This window comes from Rhizobium sp. WSM1328, assembly GCF_057653715.1.
The window spans coordinates 4696112-4712968 of sequence record NZ_CM172788.1 but is presented as its reverse complement, the minus strand read 5'-3'; the positions used below and the strand labels follow the sequence as shown (position 1 = coordinate 4712968).

Annotated in this window: 19 protein-coding genes; 14 read left to right on the top strand and 5 right to left on the bottom strand. The window is 61.5% G+C overall.

Annotated features, from left to right (window positions below):
- Positions 1–135 precede the first annotated feature (135 nt).
- Positions 136–1122: a sugar ABC transporter substrate-binding protein gene (locus AC2444_RS23295; RefSeq protein WP_012759841.1), complete on the bottom strand. Its 987-nt coding sequence runs from the start codon at positions 1120–1122 to the stop codon at positions 136–138.
- 334 nt (positions 1123–1456) lie between these two features.
- Here AC2444_RS23295 and AC2444_RS23290 point away from each other — a divergent pair, with 334 nt between their 5' ends.
- On the top strand, positions 1457–2479 hold the full coding sequence (locus AC2444_RS23290) for a LacI family DNA-binding transcriptional regulator (protein ID WP_012759840.1): 1023 nt from the start codon (positions 1457–1459) through the stop codon (positions 2477–2479).
- Positions 2480–2503: 24 nt separating this feature from the next.
- On the opposite strand, the gene AC2444_RS23285 is transcribed toward AC2444_RS23290, so the two are convergent.
- From AC2444_RS23285 to rsmI, 3 genes are all read right to left on the bottom strand, one after another.
- Complete coding sequence (locus tag AC2444_RS23285; protein WP_017995784.1) at positions 2504–3010, bottom strand: cupin domain-containing protein; 507 nt, start codon at positions 3008–3010, stop codon at positions 2504–2506.
- Between the two features lie 114 nt (positions 3011–3124).
- Positions 3125–3493 (bottom strand): YraN family protein, encoded by a 369-nt coding sequence (locus tag AC2444_RS23280; protein ID WP_012759838.1) that lies wholly within the window; start codon positions 3491–3493, stop codon positions 3125–3127.
- Positions 3483–4400 (bottom strand): 16S rRNA (cytidine(1402)-2'-O)-methyltransferase, encoded by a 918-nt coding sequence (rsmI, locus tag AC2444_RS23275; RefSeq protein ID WP_012759837.1) that lies wholly within the window; start codon positions 4398–4400, stop codon positions 3483–3485. Before rsmI ends, AC2444_RS23280 begins: the two co-directional genes overlap by 11 nt.
- A 259-nt stretch (positions 4401–4659) precedes the next feature.
- Here rsmI and dnaN point away from each other — a divergent pair, with 259 nt between their 5' ends.
- The 8 genes from dnaN (at position 4660) to AC2444_RS23235 (ending at position 10584) form a co-directional block, all read left to right on the top strand.
- The gene (gene dnaN / locus AC2444_RS23270) at positions 4660–5778 is read left to right on the top strand and encodes a DNA polymerase III subunit beta (protein ID WP_003544738.1); all 1119 of its coding nucleotides are present in this window, start codon (positions 4660–4662) and stop codon (positions 5776–5778) included.
- 54 nt (positions 5779–5832) lie between these two features.
- A complete protein-coding gene (locus AC2444_RS23265) occupies positions 5833–6744 on the top strand; it encodes a DUF72 domain-containing protein (protein ID WP_012759836.1) in 912 nt (303 codons plus the stop codon).
- Between the two features lie 95 nt (positions 6745–6839).
- Positions 6840–7439 (top strand): phospholipid N-methyltransferase PmtA, encoded by a 600-nt coding sequence (pmtA, locus tag AC2444_RS23260; protein ID WP_012759835.1) that lies wholly within the window; start codon positions 6840–6842, stop codon positions 7437–7439.
- Position 7440: 1 nt separating this feature from the next.
- A complete protein-coding gene (locus AC2444_RS23255; protein WP_012759834.1) occupies positions 7441–8022 on the top strand; it encodes a histidine phosphatase family protein in 582 nt (193 codons plus the stop codon).
- A 6-nt stretch (positions 8023–8028) separates the two neighbouring features.
- A complete protein-coding gene (gene pyrF, locus AC2444_RS23250) occupies positions 8029–8736 on the top strand; it encodes an orotidine-5'-phosphate decarboxylase (protein WP_012759833.1) in 708 nt (235 codons plus the stop codon).
- 29 nt (positions 8737–8765) lie between these two features.
- Positions 8766–9053, top strand: coding sequence for a DUF1330 domain-containing protein (locus AC2444_RS23245; protein ID WP_012759832.1), 288 nt, complete (start codon positions 8766–8768; stop codon positions 9051–9053).
- Positions 9054–9165: 112 nt separating this feature from the next.
- Positions 9166–10146, top strand: a complete 981-nt coding sequence (locus tag AC2444_RS23240; protein WP_017995781.1) for a complex I NDUFA9 subunit family protein — start codon at positions 9166–9168, stop codon at positions 10144–10146.
- A gap of 285 nt (positions 10147–10431) precedes the next feature.
- Positions 10432–10584, top strand: coding sequence for a hypothetical protein (locus AC2444_RS23235; protein WP_003544729.1), 153 nt, complete (start codon positions 10432–10434; stop codon positions 10582–10584).
- A gap of 245 nt (positions 10585–10829) precedes the next feature.
- Here the strand turns inward: AC2444_RS23235 and AC2444_RS23230 are convergent, their stop codons facing one another.
- The gene (locus AC2444_RS23230) at positions 10830–11627 is read right to left on the bottom strand and encodes an undecaprenyl-diphosphate phosphatase (RefSeq protein ID WP_012759830.1); all 798 of its coding nucleotides are present in this window, start codon (positions 11625–11627) and stop codon (positions 10830–10832) included.
- A gap of 232 nt (positions 11628–11859) precedes the next feature.
- Between AC2444_RS23230 and AC2444_RS23225 the strand changes: the two genes are divergently transcribed.
- The 5 genes from AC2444_RS23225 (at position 11860) to AC2444_RS23205 (ending at position 16797) form a co-directional block, all read left to right on the top strand.
- Entirely contained in the window at positions 11860–12552 is a 693-nt protein-coding gene (locus AC2444_RS23225) for a glutathione S-transferase family protein (RefSeq protein WP_003544722.1), read from the top strand.
- A gap of 12 nt (positions 12553–12564) precedes the next feature.
- On the top strand, positions 12565–13722 hold the full coding sequence (queG, locus tag AC2444_RS23220; protein WP_012759829.1) for a tRNA epoxyqueuosine(34) reductase QueG: 1158 nt from the start codon (positions 12565–12567) through the stop codon (positions 13720–13722).
- The gene (locus tag AC2444_RS23215) at positions 13722–14594 is read left to right on the top strand and encodes an SDR family oxidoreductase (RefSeq protein ID WP_012759828.1); all 873 of its coding nucleotides are present in this window, start codon (positions 13722–13724) and stop codon (positions 14592–14594) included. The genes queG and AC2444_RS23215 overlap by 1 nt, the downstream gene beginning before the upstream one ends.
- 406 nt (positions 14595–15000) lie before the next feature.
- Positions 15001–15363: a septal ring lytic transglycosylase RlpA family protein gene (locus AC2444_RS23210; RefSeq protein WP_012759827.1), complete on the top strand. Its 363-nt coding sequence runs from the start codon at positions 15001–15003 to the stop codon at positions 15361–15363.
- Between the two features lie 144 nt (positions 15364–15507).
- On the top strand, positions 15508–16797 hold the full coding sequence (locus AC2444_RS23205) for an RsmB/NOP family class I SAM-dependent RNA methyltransferase (RefSeq protein ID WP_012759826.1): 1290 nt from the start codon (positions 15508–15510) through the stop codon (positions 16795–16797).
- Positions 16798–16857: the final 60 nt, after the last annotated feature.

Sequence of the window (16857 nt, the reverse complement as noted above, 5' to 3'; positions counted from 1 at the left end):
CCAGCGGCTCGGAAACGAGCCTCACCTGAAGCGGTCAACGCGTCAATCGGTTGGTAGCGGTGAGCGCCGGCCGCAGCCGACGCTTCCTGTACAGTGCCGCGCATCTTGTCAGACGCGCGATGCGGGCGATCCCGACTATTTGAGATCCGCTGCGGTGACCAGCTTGATGTCGGTCTTGACCCAGCCGGTGAATTTCTCGCCGGCAAGTTCACGCATGCCATACTGGATGCCGAGGACCGCCATCTGCGCGCCATACTGTTCGACAGTGGCAAGCATCTTGCCATCCTTGATCAGCGGCTGAACCGGCGGAATGTTATCGAAGCCGACAACCTTGATCTTGCCACTCTGGCCGGCCGCATCGAGCGCCTTGACAACGCCGAGAGCCATCGAGTCGTTGGCTGCCATAACGCCCTGAATATCCTTATACTTCGTCAGGAAATTCGTCATGACGGTATTGGCTTCCTCCGTCTCCCAATGGGCCGTCTTGCTGTCGAGAAGCTCAAGCTTGCCAGACTTGACGGAGTCCATGAAGCCTTCCTTGCGCTCCTTGGCATTGTCGGCCTCGGGGTTACCCTCGAGGATGACGACCTTGGCGCCAGGCCCCAGATCCTTGGCAAGCGCGTCGCCCGCAAGCGTCGCCCCGCCCTTATTGTCAGGCCCGAAGAAAGCGAGATCGATACCGGCTTTCTTCTTCGCATCGGCATCGAGCGGCACATCGATGTTGATGACCTTGACGCCAGCCTTGACTGCCTTTGCCAGCGGGGTTGCCATGGCCTTTGAATCGGCCGGCGCAACAACGATGATATCGTATTTCTGCGTGACGAAGTTTTCGACGGCATCGACCTGGGACGCGAAATCACGCTCATCCTTCATGCCGACGGCCTTGAAGTCGAACTTGTCCTTGTTTTCGGCCGCATATTTGTCGGCGCCGGCCTTCATCTGCTTGAAGAACTCATTGGACAAGGATTTCATGATCAGGCCGACCTTCGGCTTGCCGGCCGCAAAGGCGGGCGACACGCCACAGGACAGCGCAAGCACCAAGGTGCCGGCAAGTCCAAGCTTCAATGCCGCACGGCGCGGCGCATTGATCAAGACGGATTCACGCTTCAAAAAATTGGACATTTTTCCTCCCGAACGGTCCTGGGCTCAGCTCCACCTGAGTTGCCGGCGGCAATGAACCGTTTCCAACGTCATCTGGGTAGCACGCCCTTAGAAATTGTCAAGCTGCCGAAATTGAGCCAAACGTCAGCTTTGACTCCCAGGTTTGGCCTGTATCGGTGCGCATGTAATGAACCGTTTCCATTGAGCATTGGCCCACGCTCGTGCTATGCAGACTGGCGGTCAAAATTGAGATGCAGCCCTTTGACGAGGGCGGTAAAGACCATTAGCTGGAAGCTTCGATCAGGCGCGCTTCGGTGTCTTCCGAGGGCGCAGAGAAAGGGCCACTGTTTCCGTTATGTCAAAGGTCGGGATTCGAGAGGTTGCCAAGCTTGCGGGAGTTTCCACCGGGACCGTTTCGCGGGTTTTGAATGATCATCCCTCCGTGACGAAGGAATTGCGGGCGCGCGTCACAGCGATCATCAAAGACCTCGGCTATACACCCGACCCGTCGGCGCGAAGCATGCGCGGCAAGGTCAGCCGCCTCATCGGCATCGTCATTCCGGATCTGACCAATCCCTTCTTCGCGGAACTTGTCCAATCGGCGGAACAAGCGGCGGCAAATCACGGCTATAATATCATCGTCATGACGTCGTTTGATCATGCGGCCAAGGAGGCTGACCGCATCAAACAGCTGACAAGCCGAAAGGTCGACGGCATCATGCTGGTTCCCAGCAATGATTTCCACACACTCCAGCTGCCGAACGGATTGCCGATCGTCGTCGTCGACCGCCTTATGCCAGGATATTCCGGCATTGCCGCCGATCACCGCAATGGCGTTCGCCTCGGCGTCGAACATCTTTTGCAGCTCGGTCATCGCCGCATCGGCTTCATCTCGGGGCCTGGCCACTCCGTCCCCGCCAACGATCGCCTCAGAGGTTATCTCGATGCAATCGAGCAGGCGGGGGAGCAGGCGGACGACAGCAGACGAATGGCGGGACGACCGCTGATCGCCGAGGCGGCCTTCGACTACGAGAGCGGCCGTGCCGCGGGAAATTATCTGCTGGCACGCGCACGAAACGAGCGGCCGACGGCGATCTTTGCAAGTTCGGACCAGCAGGCCATCGGCTGCATGCGGGCAGCGCATGATCTGGGAATTCCGATACCCGCAGCCCTTTCGATCCTCGGCTTCGACGGCATCCCGCTCGCAAGCATGACAACGCCACGGCTGACGACCGTGAAACAGCCGATTCAAGACATAGCCGCAGCAGCGGTGGCCGTTCTGTTGAACAAGCAAACCGCGCCTGACCTCGACAATCCGATCCTATTCGGCTGCGAGATCTTGAAGGGCGAAACAACCGCCCCGCCTCAGCCCGATTAGCGCATGGCGCGAACATCGAAGTCGTCAGGCGGCGATGCCCTGGTTGCCGCTGTTGCGCAGCATGTTGCGGAGGCGGTAGGCGATCGCCAAGGGCTTCGGGAAGGGCTTGCGCAGGAAGGCGACCTTGCGGACGTAATTGTCGACCCGCCAGCTTGCCCAGGTTCCGCCGGCGAAAAAGGCGACGTCGCCGGCACGCAGGGTTCGTTCCGTGCCGTCCTCGGCGGTGATATGAACCTCGCCTTCGAGGATCATCACTGTCTCGTCCCAGCCGAAACGCCAGCGGAATTCGCCCGCCGTGCAATCCCAGATCGCCGTCAGCGATGCCTCGTCATGGCCGCGCGAATGTTCGGCGGTGCGGGCCTGCGGATTGCCGCTGATAACCCAGTCCGGATTGATCGGCGTGGATTTCAGCGGCAGCAGACCGCTCGCATGCGCGACGAAGGATTTTCCGGCCGGCTTCGCCACGGCAGCATACGGCACCGAGCGCGCGGCCATGGCGACCGCACTTGCAAGCATTAGCTTCCAGGCCATGAAACAACCCCCAATTGTTATCCCTACCGAGTCGATAGCAGAGAGTCGTAAGAACCCGGTTCACGCGGGAACTAAAAGTTTAACGATCCGGAAATCCGATGGGTCGAACGGGGCTCAGAAGGCATCAATAAAGTGCCGCGGCAGCCGGCCCGGCATGATCGCGACGATATCATAGCGCTGGGAAAGGCGGGCCTGATCCGCCTGGCGGGCGAGCCAGAGATCGCTTGCCGCCCGTATCCGCTTCTGCGCGGCGACAGAGACGGCGTCGACCGCCGCGGCCTCGCCATGGCGGGCCTTGACCTCAACGAAGACGGCAAGATCGCCCTTACGGGCGATGATGTCGATCTCGCCGAGCCTAGTGCGGTGGCGCAGCGCCAGGATGCGATAGCCCTTCAGCATCAGGAAGACGGCCGCGACATATTCCGACATGCGGCCCCGGCGCAGTGCCCTCCTCCTGATGGCGGTGAGATCGTTATCGCCCATCGGCGTTCTTGATCTCCAGCAGGCGCTGATAGAGCACCTTGCGCGGCAGGCCGGTGAGGCGGGCAGCCTCGGTCGCGGCCCCTGCCGTCGGCATCGACTTCGACAGGTCGGCCAGCATGGCTTCGACATCGGCCTCATCGGTCTCGACCGGCTCCGGCGGACCGATCACGAGGACGATCTCGCCCTTGACGTTTTCCACCTGCTGATAATGCGCGGCAAGGTCGGCAAGCGTGCCGCGACGGAACTCCTCATAGGTCTTGGTCAGCTCGCGGCAGACGGAGGCGGGCCGCATGGGGCCCAGCACATCGGCGGCGGCCAGAAGCGTTGCGCCGATCCGATGCGGCGATTCAAAGAAGATCAGCGTCGCGGGTGCTGCGGCAAGTTCACCCAGCCGGTCGCGGCGGGCCTTGTCCTTGGCCGGCAGGAAACCGGCGAAAAGAAAGGCATCGTTCGGCAGGCCGGAGCCGACAAGGGCTGCGAGCGGCGCGGAGGCGCCGGGAATGGGAATGACGCGGTAACCTGCCGCTATCGCCTGCTGCGCCAGCCGATAGCCGGGATCGGAGACCAGCGGCGTGCCGGCATCGGAAACCAGCGCCACCGAGCGCCCGGCTTCGAGCGCCTGCAGCAGCCTTGGACCGGCCTCGTCGGCATTGTGCTCGTGATAGGCAAAGGGGCGGTTCTGGATGCCGTAGCGGTCGAGCAGCACGCGGGTGACGCGTGTATCTTCGCAGGCAAGCACATCGGCGCCGGCCAGCGTTTCGAGCGCCCGCAGCGTGATATCGCCGAGATTGCCGATGGGAGTGGCGACGAGATAGAGCGCCGGCTCCAGCGGCCGCGCCGGCACCGTTGCATTGTGCAGGCGGAAGCTTCGCCGGCTGGCGGCGTCCGCTGTGGTTTCCTCATTCATGCCATTTGCTTTCGTCCCGCCGGCTCGTCGCCGGCATCGAACCCTTATGGGCGAGCCGCACCGCTTCGGCAAGGGTTCGGATTTCTGTGAGCATTGCTCTGGAAAACCGCAAATGCAGGGGTGCCGACGTCCATGCCTCTTGCAAAGCAATGCTGAAGTCTGCCATTTTGCCCGTCCACTCCCCCGGCCTCAAGCCGGGACAGCATTCTTCGGGTGCTCGACGCGCCCGGACAGTCACGGTCGAAAGCGGTAGCATCCCATGCGTATTACTATTGAGCGGTCAAACCTGTTGAAATCGCTGAACCACGTCCACCGCGTGGTCGAACGTCGCAACACGATCCCGATCCTGTCCAACGTATTGCTCAAAGCCGACGGCCAGAAGCTCGATATGAAGGCGACCGACCTCGACCTCGAAATCACCGAGGCGACACCTGCTAGCGTCGAGCAGCCCGGCGCCACCACCGTTCCCGCGCATCTTCTCTACGACATCGTGCGCAAGCTTTCCGACGGATCGGAAGTGCTGCTTGCCACCAGCCCCGATGGCGGCGCGATGACCGTGCAGTCCGGCCGCTCGAAATTCTCGCTGCAATGCCTGCCGGAATCGGACTTCCCTGATCTCACGGCCGGCACCTTCACGCATTCCTTCAAGCTGAAGGCGGCCGATCTGAAGATGCTGATCGACCGCACCCAATTCGCGATTTCGACGGAAGAGACGCGTTATTATCTGAACGGCATCTTCTTCCACACGATCGAGAGCAACGGCCAGCTGAAGCTCAGGGCGGTTGCGACCGACGGCCACCGGCTGGCGCGCGCCGATGTCGATGCGCCTTCCGGCTCCGAGGGGATGCCCGGCATCATCATTCCGCGCAAGACGGTCGGCGAGCTGCAGAAGCTGGTCGACAATCCCGAGGTAATGGTGACCGTCGAGGTCTCCGACGCCAAGATCCGGCTGACGATCGGCTCGATCGTCATGACCTCGAAACTGATCGACGGCACCTTCCCGGATTATCAGCGCGTCATCCCCACCGGCAACGACAAGGAAATGCGGGTCGACTGCACGAGTTTCGCACAGGCCGTCGACCGCGTCTCGACGATCTCCTCCGAGCGCGGCCGCGCCGTCAAGCTGGCGCTTTCCGAGGGGCAGTTGATGCTGACCGTCAACAATCCCGATTCCGGCAGCGCGACGGAAGAAGTTGCCGTCGGCTACGACACGGATGCGATGGAAATCGGCTTTAATGCCAAATACTTGCTCGACATCACCGCCCAGCTTTCCGGCGAGGAAGCGATCTTCCTGCTTGCCGATGCCGGCTCGCCGACGCTGATCCGCGACACGGCGGGCGACGATGCGCTCTACGTGCTGATGCCGATGCGCGTCTGACCGGAACGAAGGCCGCCCATTGCCGTTTTTCCTCCTGTCAAAACGGAGGATCCCATGACCAAAAAGACGGGAACGGTGCGCATCGGCATATCCGGCTGGACCTATGCGCCCTGGCGCGGTCAATTCTACCCGAAGGACCTGCCGCAGAAGCAGGAGCTTTCCTACGCCGCCCGGCACTTCCGGTCGATCGAGATCAACGGCACCTTCTACGGATTGCAGCGGCCCGAAAGCTTCGGCCGCTGGCGCGAGGAAACGCCGGAGGATTTCGTCTTCGCAGTCAAGGGACCGCGCTTCATCACCCATATGCTGCGGCTGCAGGATATCCAGACGGCGCTCGCCAATTTCCTCGCCTCCGGCCTTTTGCGGCTTGGTCCCAAGCTCGGACCGATCCTCTGGCAATTCCCGCCGAACATGGTCTTCGACCCATCCCTTTTCGAGAGCTTTTTGTCGCTGCTGCCGCACGACCGCGACGCAGCGACAGCGCTTGCGAAGCGTCACGACTGGCATATCAAGGGACCGGCCTGGCTTAAATGCGACGGGCACCAGCCGATCCGGCATGCGCTGGAGATTCGCCACGAGAGCTTCCGCTCACCCGCTTTCATCGACATGCTCAGGCGGCACAGGGTCGCTCTCGTCTGCGCCGATACGGTGAAATGGCCACTGCTGATGGATGTCACCGCCGATTTCATCTACTGCCGCCTGCATGGTTCCGAAAAGCTCTATGTCAGCGGCTACGAGGGCGAAGCGCTCGACATATGGGCGCAACGCATCCGCGCCTGGGCCACGGGTGGAGAAGCTGAGAATGCGACGCGAGTGCTGGCGCCCGTAGCGGCGCGCAGCAAAGGCCGTGACGTCTATCTCTATTTCGACAATACCGATGTGAAGCTGCGCGCGCCTATCGATGCCGATCAATTGAGCGAAAGGCTCGCCGATCTCATGCCCGGTTCAGCGCCGAAAGCCGCATGAACTGTTGATGCCGATGTCCTTGTTGCGAAAATCCTTGTCCCTTAAGCGACAAGCGGCATATTAAGGCATTCGATCAACATGCGGATGGGTGGAGAATGAGCTTACGGGTCAAGGTGAAGGAACGGTTGGGCAAGAAGTTCGACGACGAGATCCGCTTCTTCCGGGGCATGATGCAGGGGCCGAAGACGGTGGGCTCGATCGTGCCGACCTCCTCGATCACGGCGAAGCGCATGGCAAGCGTCGTCGATATCCATTCCGGGCTGCCGGTGCTTGAACTCGGACCGGGCACGGGTGCTATCACCAAGGCCATTCTCGGCCGCGGCGTCCGTCCGGAAAATCTCGTCGCAATCGAATATTCGACGGATTTTCATAAACATCTGCAGCGGACCTATCCCGGCGTGCACTTCATCAACGGCGATGCCTTCGATCTTCAGAGTACTCTTGGCAATTTCAGCGGTCTCACCTTCGATTCCGTCGTCTCGGGTATTCCGCTGCTGAATTTCCCGATGGCGAAGCGCATCTCGCTGCTCGAAAGCCTGCTCGATCGACTGCCGGCCGGCCGGCCGATGGTGCAGATTTCCTATGGCGCGATCTCGCCGATCGCCGCCAATCCCGACCGCTACCATATCCAGCATTTCGACTTCGTCATGCGCAATATTCCGCCGGCGCAGCTCTGGATCTATAAGCGCGGCTGAGATGTTCGGGATCTACATCACTCATCCGCAGGTCAGGATCGACCCAAACGTGCCGGTGCCGAAATGGGGGCTTTCCGATGTCGGCGCGGCGCGGGCGCGCAAAGCGGCAGAGAGCGGCTGGGCGAGGCAATTGCAACGCATCGTCTCCAGCGACGAGACGAAGGCGATCGAGACGGCCGAAATCCTGGCGGAAGCGTCCGGCGTGACGATCGAGATCGTCCACGCGACGCACGAGAACGACCGCACGGCCACCGGCTTCCTGCCGCCGCCGCAATTCGAAGAGGCGGCCGACTGGTTCTTCGCCCATCCGGAACAAAGCTTCAAGGGCTGGGAGCGCGCAGTCGACGCGCAGGCCCGCATCGTCGAGGCCGTTAATGCCGTTCTTGCCACGCATGATGCGACGGCGCCGATCGCCTTTGTCGGCCATGGCGGCGTCGGCACGCTGCTAAAATGCCATCTGGCGGGCAGCCCGATCGCGCGCGACCGCGACCAGCCCGGCGGCGGCGGCAATCTCTATGCTTTCGGTCTTGCGGATCGGCGCCTAGCATGCGACTGGACGCCCATCGAAGACTGGCAGGGGTGACTTCAGATGGACGCACGCGAGCGGTTGATCGTCGGCCTGGATGTTCCAACGATCGGCGAGGCGGAAAGACTGGTTTCCACGCTCGGCGACGACATTCTCTTCTACAAGATCGGCTATCAGCTGGTCTTTGCCGGCGGCCTGGAATTCGCCCGTGATCTTGCCGCAAGCGGCAAGAAGATCTTTCTCGACATGAAGCTGCTCGACATCGACAACACTGTCGCCTCCGGCGTCGAGAACATCGCCAAGATGGGCATGTCGATGCTGACGCTGCATGCCTATCCGAAAGCCATGAAGGCAGCGGTCGAGGCCGCAGCCGGCTCCGGCCTCTGCCTGCTCGGCGTGACCGTGCTGACCTCGATGGATGCCGACGACCTTGCCGAGGCGGGCTACAGCCAGGATCCGCACAGCCTGGTGCTGCGCCGCGCCGAACAGGCGCGCGCAGCCGGCATGGGCGGTATCGTCTGCTCGGCGGAAGAAGCGGCTGCAGTGCGCGAAATCGTCGGACCCGACATGGCCATCGTCACCCCCGGCATTCGCCCTGATGGTAGCGACAAGGGCGACCAGAAGCGGGTGATGACGCCTTTCGACGCGCTGAAGGCGGGAGCGACGCATCTCGTTGTCGGCCGGCCTGTCGTCAAGGCTCCGGATCCCCGCGATGCCGCCCGCGCGATCCTCAGCGAGATGGTGAGCGCGCTCTGGCCGGCAAATCGCTGACCGCAATCAACGACAAAAGGGATAAGACCATGGCCAAAGGATACTGGATCGCCCGCGTCGACGTTCGCGATGCCGAGCGCTACAAGGATTACGTGGCGGCCGCCAAGCCGGCCTTCGAAAAATATGGCGCGAATTTCCTGGCGCGCGGCGGCGCCTTTACCGAACTCGAGGGCAAGGCGCGCGTCCGCAACGTAGTGATTGAATTCCCGTCGATGCAGCATGCGGTCGACTGCTACAATTCGCCGGAATATCAGATCGCCGCGAAAATCCGCCAGGAGGCCGCGGATGCGGAAATGGTCGTCGTCGAAGGCGTCTGATCGACGTTACATCTTAAAAAACTGACGGCGTGATGGGCCTTCCCGTCGCGCAGGGATTCGGCTAAGACGAGAGCCAATTCAGCATCCCGCAAAGCCTTTCGAGGAGCCTGCCATGACCCTTGCCAACCTGCCGCCGCTCGTTACCGTGTTCGGAGGCTCCGGTTTCGTGGGCAGGCACGTGGTTCGGGCGCTGGCCAAGCGCGGTTATAACATCCGCGTCGCCGTGCGCCGTCCCGATCTCGCCGGCTTCCTGCAGCCGCTCGGCAATGTCGGCCAGATCTCCTTCGTGCAGGCGAACCTGCGCTACCGCAGCTCGATCGACCGCGCCGTCGACGGGGCAAGCCATGTCGTCAACTGCGTCGGCATTCTGCACGAGGCCGGCCGCAACACATTCGACGCCGTGCAGGAATTCGGCGGCCGTGCGGTTGCCGAAGCGGCGCGCGGCGCGGGTGCGACGCTGACGCATATTTCGGCGATCGGCGCCGACGCGAAATCCGATTCCGACTATGGCCGCACCAAGGGCCGCGCCGAAACGGCCATCCTGTCGGTCAAGACCGATGCGGTGATCTTCCGTCCGTCGATCGTCTTCGGACCGGAGGACAGCTTCTTCAACAAGTTTGCCGAGATGGCACGCATGTCGCCGATCCTGCCGCTTATTGGCGGCGGCAAGACGAAATTCCAGCCTGTCTATGTCGAGGATATCGCCGAGGCCGTCGCCCGCGCCGTCGACGGCAAGGTCGCCGGCGGCAAGGTCTATGAGCTTGGCGGGCCTGAGGTGCTCAGCTTCCGTGAATGTCTCGAGACGATGCTGAAGGTAACGTGCCGTAAGAACCCGCTGGTATCCCTGCCCTTCGGCATCGCTTCGATGATCGGCAGCATCGCTTCGCTGGTCCCCTTCATAACGCCGCCGATCACGCCGGATCAGGTGCGCATGCTGAAGCGCGACAATGTCGTCTCCAAGGAAGCCGAGGCGGAAGGCCGCACGCTGAAGGGCCTCGGCATTGCGCCCACCATGGTGGCATCGGTGCTTGGCTCCTATCTCGTGCACTATCGTCCGCACGGCCAGTATACCGGCACCGGCAAGGCCGCCTGACCATCTTCTCCAACCGATCAGATTTGGCCGTCTGCGGATCCCGCGGGCGGCCTTTTGGCGTTGCCGTGTCCTGCAAAGCCCGGCGCAAGCCTGGGGTGTTTTGCTGTCCACCACATTGAGTTGCGTTGCATAAAAGACGCATCGGAATTTTTGTGGAATTAACGCGAAATTTAGCAGGAACGTTTATTGCTATTTGCCATTCCACTGACTACCAAACCCGCGCGTCTTCCAACGGACTCAACGCCTGCGGTCGCGCGCGGCAATCACTGTGAAAGGCAATTCTCGATGGGCAAGTCAATCGCGCTCCTGTTTGCGTGTGCGGCGCTGGTTATCCTTGCAGGCTCTTTCGTTGCGCCCGGTTCGGTCGCGGCGGTAAAGGGCGATTGCTCGCCGGCCTACGGCGTCGATCCTTGCTCGACGGCTTCGATCATCCATTGACGAAAAGCCGGCCCTCAGCCGGCATCCTGCTCAAGCAAGCAGTCGATCGGAACGCCTGAAACAGGGCGCTTCGAGATCACCGCTCAGTTTCGCCTGCTTCAAAGCGGCGGTGGGAGCGTATCCCCTCAATGACTAGCTGAAAAATTCGGCGCCTTGCCGGTAATCGAGTGCCTGTTTGTGCGGTCCGACGGGGCATTTGCATTCGCGCGCCGGGAGTTGCGCGAATGCAATGCAGGACGGATACCTCAGGCAATCAAGCCGGTCGCGGCCATGCCGAGCAGCAAGACGCCGAGAATGATGCGGTAGATGGCAAACAGGGTAAACCGGTTGCTTCTGATATAGGCAAGCAGCCATTTGACCGCGATGAAGGCGACGACGGTGGAGACGACGAAGGCGATGCCGAGCGCCGTCCAGTCTTCGCCTGCCGCTCCGCCATCCCTGAACGTCTTCAGCAATTCATAGGCGCTTGCCGCGTACATTGTGGGTATGCCGACGAGAAAGGCAAACTCGGTCGCCGCGGCGCGGTTGCCCGTGCCTGCCAGCATGGCGACGAAGATGGTGGCGCCGGAGCGCGAGGTTCCCGGGAAGACGCCGGCAACGATCTGGGCGATGCCGACCAGGATGGCGACAAGCCAGGTAATCTCTTTATGCGGCGGCCTGCGGGCGGCGGCCCATTCGGCAAAGATCATCCAGATACCGCCGATGATGAGCGCCCAGGCGATCGGTGTTGCGGTCTCCGGCAGTTCAAAGCCGAGCTTCTTGACGATAAGTCCGAGAATTGCGGTGATGAGAAACGCGACGATCAGCTTGGCGGCATAGTCGCGATTGACGGGATCACGCCAGCCAAGCACCAGATCCAGCAGACGACGCCAGTAGATGATGGTGACGGCGAGGATGGCGCCCGCCTGAATAACGATGTTGAACATGTCCGACCGATGTCCGAGCCATTGCTCGGCAATGATCAGGTGGCCGGTGCTCGAGATCGGCAGAAATTCGGTGATCCCCTCTATGACACCGAGAATTGCAGCATTTATATAATCCATACATTGTCTCCGGTTTAAAGTTCGGTCGGGCCTGAGCGCTTGGGCCGATCAGGCTGCCGCTTCCATTCGTTCGTTAGACCGTGTTTCGCCATTATCAGATGGCCTGAAAAATCCGATTCGCTTGTATTGGCGGGGCCAAACTCCTATAGCTTCAACCAATGAGTCATGACTAGGGCGCTATAATCGAGCTGCCACACAGTCCTGTAACAGCAATCACAAAGCCCGAGTATCGATGCCCACGCTTTATCATCATCCCATGTCATCCGCATCTCGCTTCGTCCGGCTGATCCTGGCGGAATACGGCTATCAGGCGGATCTGATCGAGGAGCAGACATGGGAGAAGCGCCGGGATTTCCTGGCGCTCAATCCGGCCGGCACGCTGCCTGTTTATGTCGACGACAGCATGCGCGCGCTCTGCGGCGCGAGCGTCATTTCCGAATATCTGGACGAGACGCACGGCGTCTTGAAGCGCGACCGGCGGCTGCTCGCCGAAGACCCTTTCCAGCGGGCGGAAATCCGCCGGCTGACCGAATGGTTCATGCAGAAGATGGAAAACGACGTGACCAAGCCGCTCGCCCGCGAGCGTGTCTACAAGTTGCAGATGACCGCCGATCAGGGCGGCGGCGCGCCGGATTCGAAGGTTTTACGCACGGCCCGCGCGAATATCCGTCAGCATATGCGTTATCTCACCTGGCTTGCCGGCTCGCGTCAGTGGCTGGCGGGCGAGCGGATGAGCTATGCCGACCTTGCCGCCGCGGCCTCGATCTCGATCCTCGATTATCTCGGCGAGATCGAGTGGGCGGATTCGCCCGTCGTCAAGGACTGGTACCAGCGGCTGAAGTCACGTCCCTCCTTCCGGCCGATGCTGACCGAGCGCGTGCGCGGCCTGACACCGGTTTCACACTATGCCGATCTGGATTTCTGACGAGGGCTCTTCATGCCCGAACCTGACAATGTCGACAAAGAGCGCCGCCGCCGCGACAATTTGACCGAGTTCGTTCGGGCGGAATCTGCCGCCAAGGGCTTCGATCTTTGCCGCATCACGCGACCGGACGCGATCCCTGAAGCGAAAGAGCGTCTCGGCCAGTTCATCGATGCCGGGCGTCACGGGACGATGGACTGGATGGCGGAGACGCGCGACCGGCGCGGCGATCCGCGCGCACTCTGGAGCGAGGTGCGCTCCGTCGTCGTCTTCGGCCTCAATTACGCTCCGGAAGAAGATCCCCGCGGCATTCTCGACAAGCCGGACAAGGCAGCGATATCAGTCTATGCCCGCAACCGCGATTATCACGACGTCATCAAGGGCCGGCTGAAGGAGATCGCCACGCGCTTTGCGGCGCGGGCAGGCGCCGATGTAAAGGTCTTCGTCGATACGGCGCCGGTGATGGAAAAGCCCTTAGCGGCGGCGGCCGGGCTCGGCTGGCAGGGGAAACATACCAATCTCGTCAGCCGCATGCACGGCTCCTGGTTGTTCCTCGGCACGATGTTCACCACCGCCGATCTTGTGATCGACGCGCCGGAGAGCGATCATTGCGGCACCTGCCGCGCCTGCCTCGACATCTGTCCGACGGCTGCCTTCCCGGCGCCTTACCAGATCGACGCGCGGCGCTGCATCTCTTATCTCACCATCGAGCACAAGGGACCGATCGACGCCGATTTGCGCATATTGATCGGCAATCGCATCTACGGCTGCGACGACTGTCTTGCCGCCTGTCCCTGGAACAAGTTCGCAAGCTCCGCCTCCGAGATGAAGCTACAGGCGCGGGAAGATCTGAAGGAGCCGTCGATCGCCTTTCTGCTGACGCTTGACGATGCCGCCTTCCGTGCCTTTTTCAGCGGCTCGCCGGTGAAGCGGATCGGCCGCGACCGTTTCGTCCGCAACGTGCTGATCGCCGCCGGCAATTCCGGCGACAAGGCGCTCATCGGGCCATGTCGCCGGCTTTCAGACGATCCCTCACCCGTGGTGCGCGGCATGGCGGTCTGGGCACTTTCGCGGCTGATGGAGGCCGGCGAATTTGCGGCCTTTGCCGCACAAAGGGCGGATGAGAGAGATGACGACGTCCTGAACGAATGGCGATTGGCGGGAGTGGGTTGATGCATGTGATGATTTTTGGCTGCGGCTATTCCGGCACGGCAATCGCCAAGGCCTTTGCCGGCGACGACGTGCGGGTTTCCGGCACCACGCGCTCACCTGACAAGATGGAGGCGCTCCGCCGGAACGGCATCGAAGCTTTCCTTTTCGACGGCGAGAGCATGGAAGCGGGGCTGCGGCGGGCTTTGACTGGTGTAACGCATCTGGTCCAGTCGATCGCCCCTGGAAGAGCCGACCCGCTGCTGCGGCTGCTTGATAAAGACGGCGCACGCCTGCTGCCGAAGCTCGAATGGATCGGTTATCTCTCCACGGTCGGCGTCTATGGCGATCACCAGGGCGCCTGGGTGAGTGAGGAAACGCCGTGCCTGCCCGTTTCCGGACGGTCGACCGAGCGGCTCGAGGCGGAAGAGGGCTGGCTGGCGATGGGCCGGGAGCGCGGCGTGCCGGCGGCGGTGCTGCGCCTTTCCGGCATCTATGGGCCGGGCCGCAACGCCTTCTGCAATCTGGACAAGGGCACGGCGCGACGGCTGATCAAGAAGGACCAGGTGTTCAACCGCATCCGCGTCGAAGATATTGGTGCTTCGACACGCTTCCTGTCGGAGCGCGGCCTCGGCGGCATCTATAATGTCACCGACGACCGGCCCGGCCCCCCGCAGGATGTGATCGTTGAGGCAGCCCGCCTGATGGGCGTCGAACCGCCGCCGGAGCAGGCGTTCGAGACCGCCGAATTGACGCCGATGGCGCGCACCTTTTACGGCGAGAACAAACGGGTTTCGAATGCGAAACTGAAGGCCGCCGGCTTCGCATTCTCCTTCCCGAACTATCCCATGTCGCTTGCGCAATTGTGGCGGGATGGACGCTGGTGGGGGGAGTAGAACTCAGTCCTGTTTGCGACGGATATGTTCACCCAAAATGAGTAGGAAATTCCTACTTTCCCGGTTTGGCCGGACAATTTTCGCCGCATCTTATGGTTAACGGCCTTTGAATTTGCCCAAATGTGGCAGTAAATATGGCGAAATGGGAAAAATATTTTCGCGATTTTCGTGAACGCCATGGCGTTAACTATCCCTTCGGAAAATTCGTTCGGATTTTAACTGATTTTATTAGGTTTTTTCCACGTTTTGGCGCGGCGCGCATTCCTGGAATCCCGACACCACACTCACGAATGTTACCGACTGTAATATTCCGTGAACAGTAGCGGCACTTTTTCGCCACTTTTTCGCAGATTTAAGCCCCGCCGCCTGCAAGGGCGTGAGTTCAATAGTTGAGGGATACTCTGTTTTGAAGAACATACGTCGTTCTATTGTCGCCGCTGTAACTATTGCAGCCTGTTCTTCCATGCTTCCGGCGGAAGGTTTTGCTGGCAATGGTTGTGGCGGTGCTTCATGGTACGCACTTCGCTCCAAAACTGCTTCCGGGGAACGTATGAACCCTGCCATCTTGACTGCCGCACATCGTTCGCTTGCTTTCGGCACCAAGGTGAAGGTCACCAACCGCAACAATGGCCGCACCGTCGTCGTTCGTATCAACGATCGTGGTCCGTTCATCCGTGGTCGTGTGATCGACCTGTCGCGCGCCGCCGCGCAGAATATCGGCATGGTGAGCTCCGGCACTGCGAAGGTCTGCTACCAGGTCGTCAGCTGAGGCCGCCACTGACTGCGCCGGAAGCGGCGCTTGCTCTTGCCGTCAATCGCGGTTACCACCCGGTTGAGACTTGTGAACAAACGACTGCGTGACACTCGCGTTTGCGCTGATCGTTCACACGCCACGGCAACAGGAGACATGTGAATGCGTCTGGGCGGCCGCCTCGAAGGGGCGATTTCTGTGCTCGCGGACATCGATGCCCGCAAGCGGCCTGTCGCCGACGCGCTGAAGGACTGGGGCCTTGCGCACCGCTTCGCCGGCTCCGGCGATCGTGCTGCGATCGGCAACATCGTCTATGACGCACTGCGCATGCGGCTTTCCCATGCATGGCTGATGGATGACGACAGTCCTGCTGCCATTGCCCATGCCGTCATGTTCCGCCAATGGGGTTTCACACCTGACCGTCTTGCCACTGAGCTGGCGGATGACAAATTTGCGCCGGCGCCGCTTTCAGCCGACGCTGTTGCGGCCTTTCAAAGCCGCTCGCTCGACGATGCGCCGCCGCATATCCGCGGCGATATTCCCGAATGGGTCCAACCCTCCTTCGAACAGGCCTTCGGCGCCGGATGGCTCGCCGAGGCACAGGCGCTCGCCGCCCGCCCGACGCTCGATCTGCGCGCCAACAGCCTCAAGGCGTCCCGCGACAAGGTCGTCAAGGCGCTCGAAAGAGCCAACGCGCATGCTGCGAAGATCGCCCGCTACGGCATCCGGATTGCCGCTGGCGAAGGCGCCTCGCGTCTTCCCAACGTGACAGCCGAGCTTTCGTTCCAGAAAGGCTGGTTCGAAGTTCAGGACGAGGGATCACAGATCGTCGCTGACCTGGTGCTCGCCCATGATGGCGAACAGGTTCTCGACTATTGCGCCGGCGGCGGCGGCAAGACGCTCGCCATGGCCGCGGCCATGCAGAACAAGGGACAGGTTCACGCCTATGACGCCGACCGCAAACGGCTGGCGCCGATCATCGAGCGGCTGAAGCGGGCGGGCACACGCAATGTCCAGGTGCATGACGATGCCAGGGCGCTCGCCGCCCTTGCCGGACGCTGCGACAAGGTGTTAGTCGACGCGCCCTGCACCGGCACCGGCACATGGCGCCGCCGCCCCGATACGAAATGGCGGCTGACGGCGAAGAACCTCGACGAACGCACCGCCCAGCAACAGGACGCGCTGGCGCAGGCGAGCAGCTTCGTCAAATCAGGCGGCGAACTGATCTATGTGACCTGCTCGGTCCTGCCCCAAGAGAACGAGGAACAGGCGCGCCGCTTCACGGCTGACAATCCTGATTTTCAGATCGTCAGTGCCCTGCCTGCCTGGGATCAGCTCTTCGGAAAGGACGCCCCGCGTCCGCACTCTTCCGACGGCCTGTCGGTGACTTTGACCCCCGCTTCCACCGATACAGACGGCTTCTTCTTCTGCCGCATGCAGCGGAAGGGCTGACGCGACTTAGCGGAGGCCTCAGCAACTGCCGGTTTTTCAAGCAAATGCCGTTCAAAAATG

Bases quoted from the DNA above. Each gene is read 5' to 3' on its own strand.
- queG (WP_012759829.1), top strand. From the start codon at position 12,565: ATGCCCGAACCTGACAATGTCGACAAAGAGCGCCGCCGCCGCGACAAT.
- AC2444_RS23225 (WP_003544722.1), top strand. From the start codon at position 11,860: ATGCCCACGCTTTATCATCATCCCATGTCATCCGCATCTCGCTTCGTC.
- AC2444_RS23255 (WP_012759834.1), top strand. From the start codon at position 7,441: ATGTTCGGGATCTACATCACTCATCCGCAGGTCAGGATCGACCCAAAC.
- dnaN (WP_003544738.1), top strand. From the start codon at position 4,660: ATGCGTATTACTATTGAGCGGTCAAACCTGTTGAAATCGCTGAACCAC.
- AC2444_RS23235 (WP_003544729.1), top strand. From the start codon at position 10,432: ATGGGCAAGTCAATCGCGCTCCTGTTTGCGTGTGCGGCGCTGGTTATC.
- AC2444_RS23215 (WP_012759828.1), top strand. From the start codon at position 13,722: ATGCATGTGATGATTTTTGGCTGCGGCTATTCCGGCACGGCAATCGCC.
- AC2444_RS23285 (WP_017995784.1), bottom strand. From the start codon at position 3,010: ATGGCCTGGAAGCTAATGCTTGCAAGTGCGGTCGCCATGGCCGCGCGC.
- AC2444_RS23265 (WP_012759836.1), top strand. From the start codon at position 5,833: ATGACCAAAAAGACGGGAACGGTGCGCATCGGCATATCCGGCTGGACC.
- AC2444_RS23230 (WP_012759830.1), bottom strand. From the start codon at position 11,627: ATGGATTATATAAATGCTGCAATTCTCGGTGTCATAGAGGGGATCACC.
- AC2444_RS23240 (WP_017995781.1), top strand. From the start codon at position 9,166: ATGACCCTTGCCAACCTGCCGCCGCTCGTTACCGTGTTCGGAGGCTCC.
- AC2444_RS23205 (WP_012759826.1), top strand. From the start codon at position 15,508: ATGCGTCTGGGCGGCCGCCTCGAAGGGGCGATTTCTGTGCTCGCGGAC.
- rsmI (WP_012759837.1), bottom strand. From the start codon at position 4,400: ATGAATGAGGAAACCACAGCGGACGCCGCCAGCCGGCGAAGCTTCCGC.
- AC2444_RS23295 (WP_012759841.1), bottom strand. From the start codon at position 1,122: ATGTCCAATTTTTTGAAGCGTGAATCCGTCTTGATCAATGCGCCGCGC.
- pyrF (WP_012759833.1), top strand. From the start codon at position 8,029: ATGGACGCACGCGAGCGGTTGATCGTCGGCCTGGATGTTCCAACGATC.
- AC2444_RS23245 (WP_012759832.1), top strand. From the start codon at position 8,766: ATGGCCAAAGGATACTGGATCGCCCGCGTCGACGTTCGCGATGCCGAG.
- AC2444_RS23290 (WP_012759840.1), top strand. From the start codon at position 1,457: ATGTCAAAGGTCGGGATTCGAGAGGTTGCCAAGCTTGCGGGAGTTTCC.
- AC2444_RS23280 (WP_012759838.1), bottom strand. From the start codon at position 3,493: ATGGGCGATAACGATCTCACCGCCATCAGGAGGAGGGCACTGCGCCGG.
- pmtA (WP_012759835.1), top strand. From the start codon at position 6,840: ATGAGCTTACGGGTCAAGGTGAAGGAACGGTTGGGCAAGAAGTTCGAC.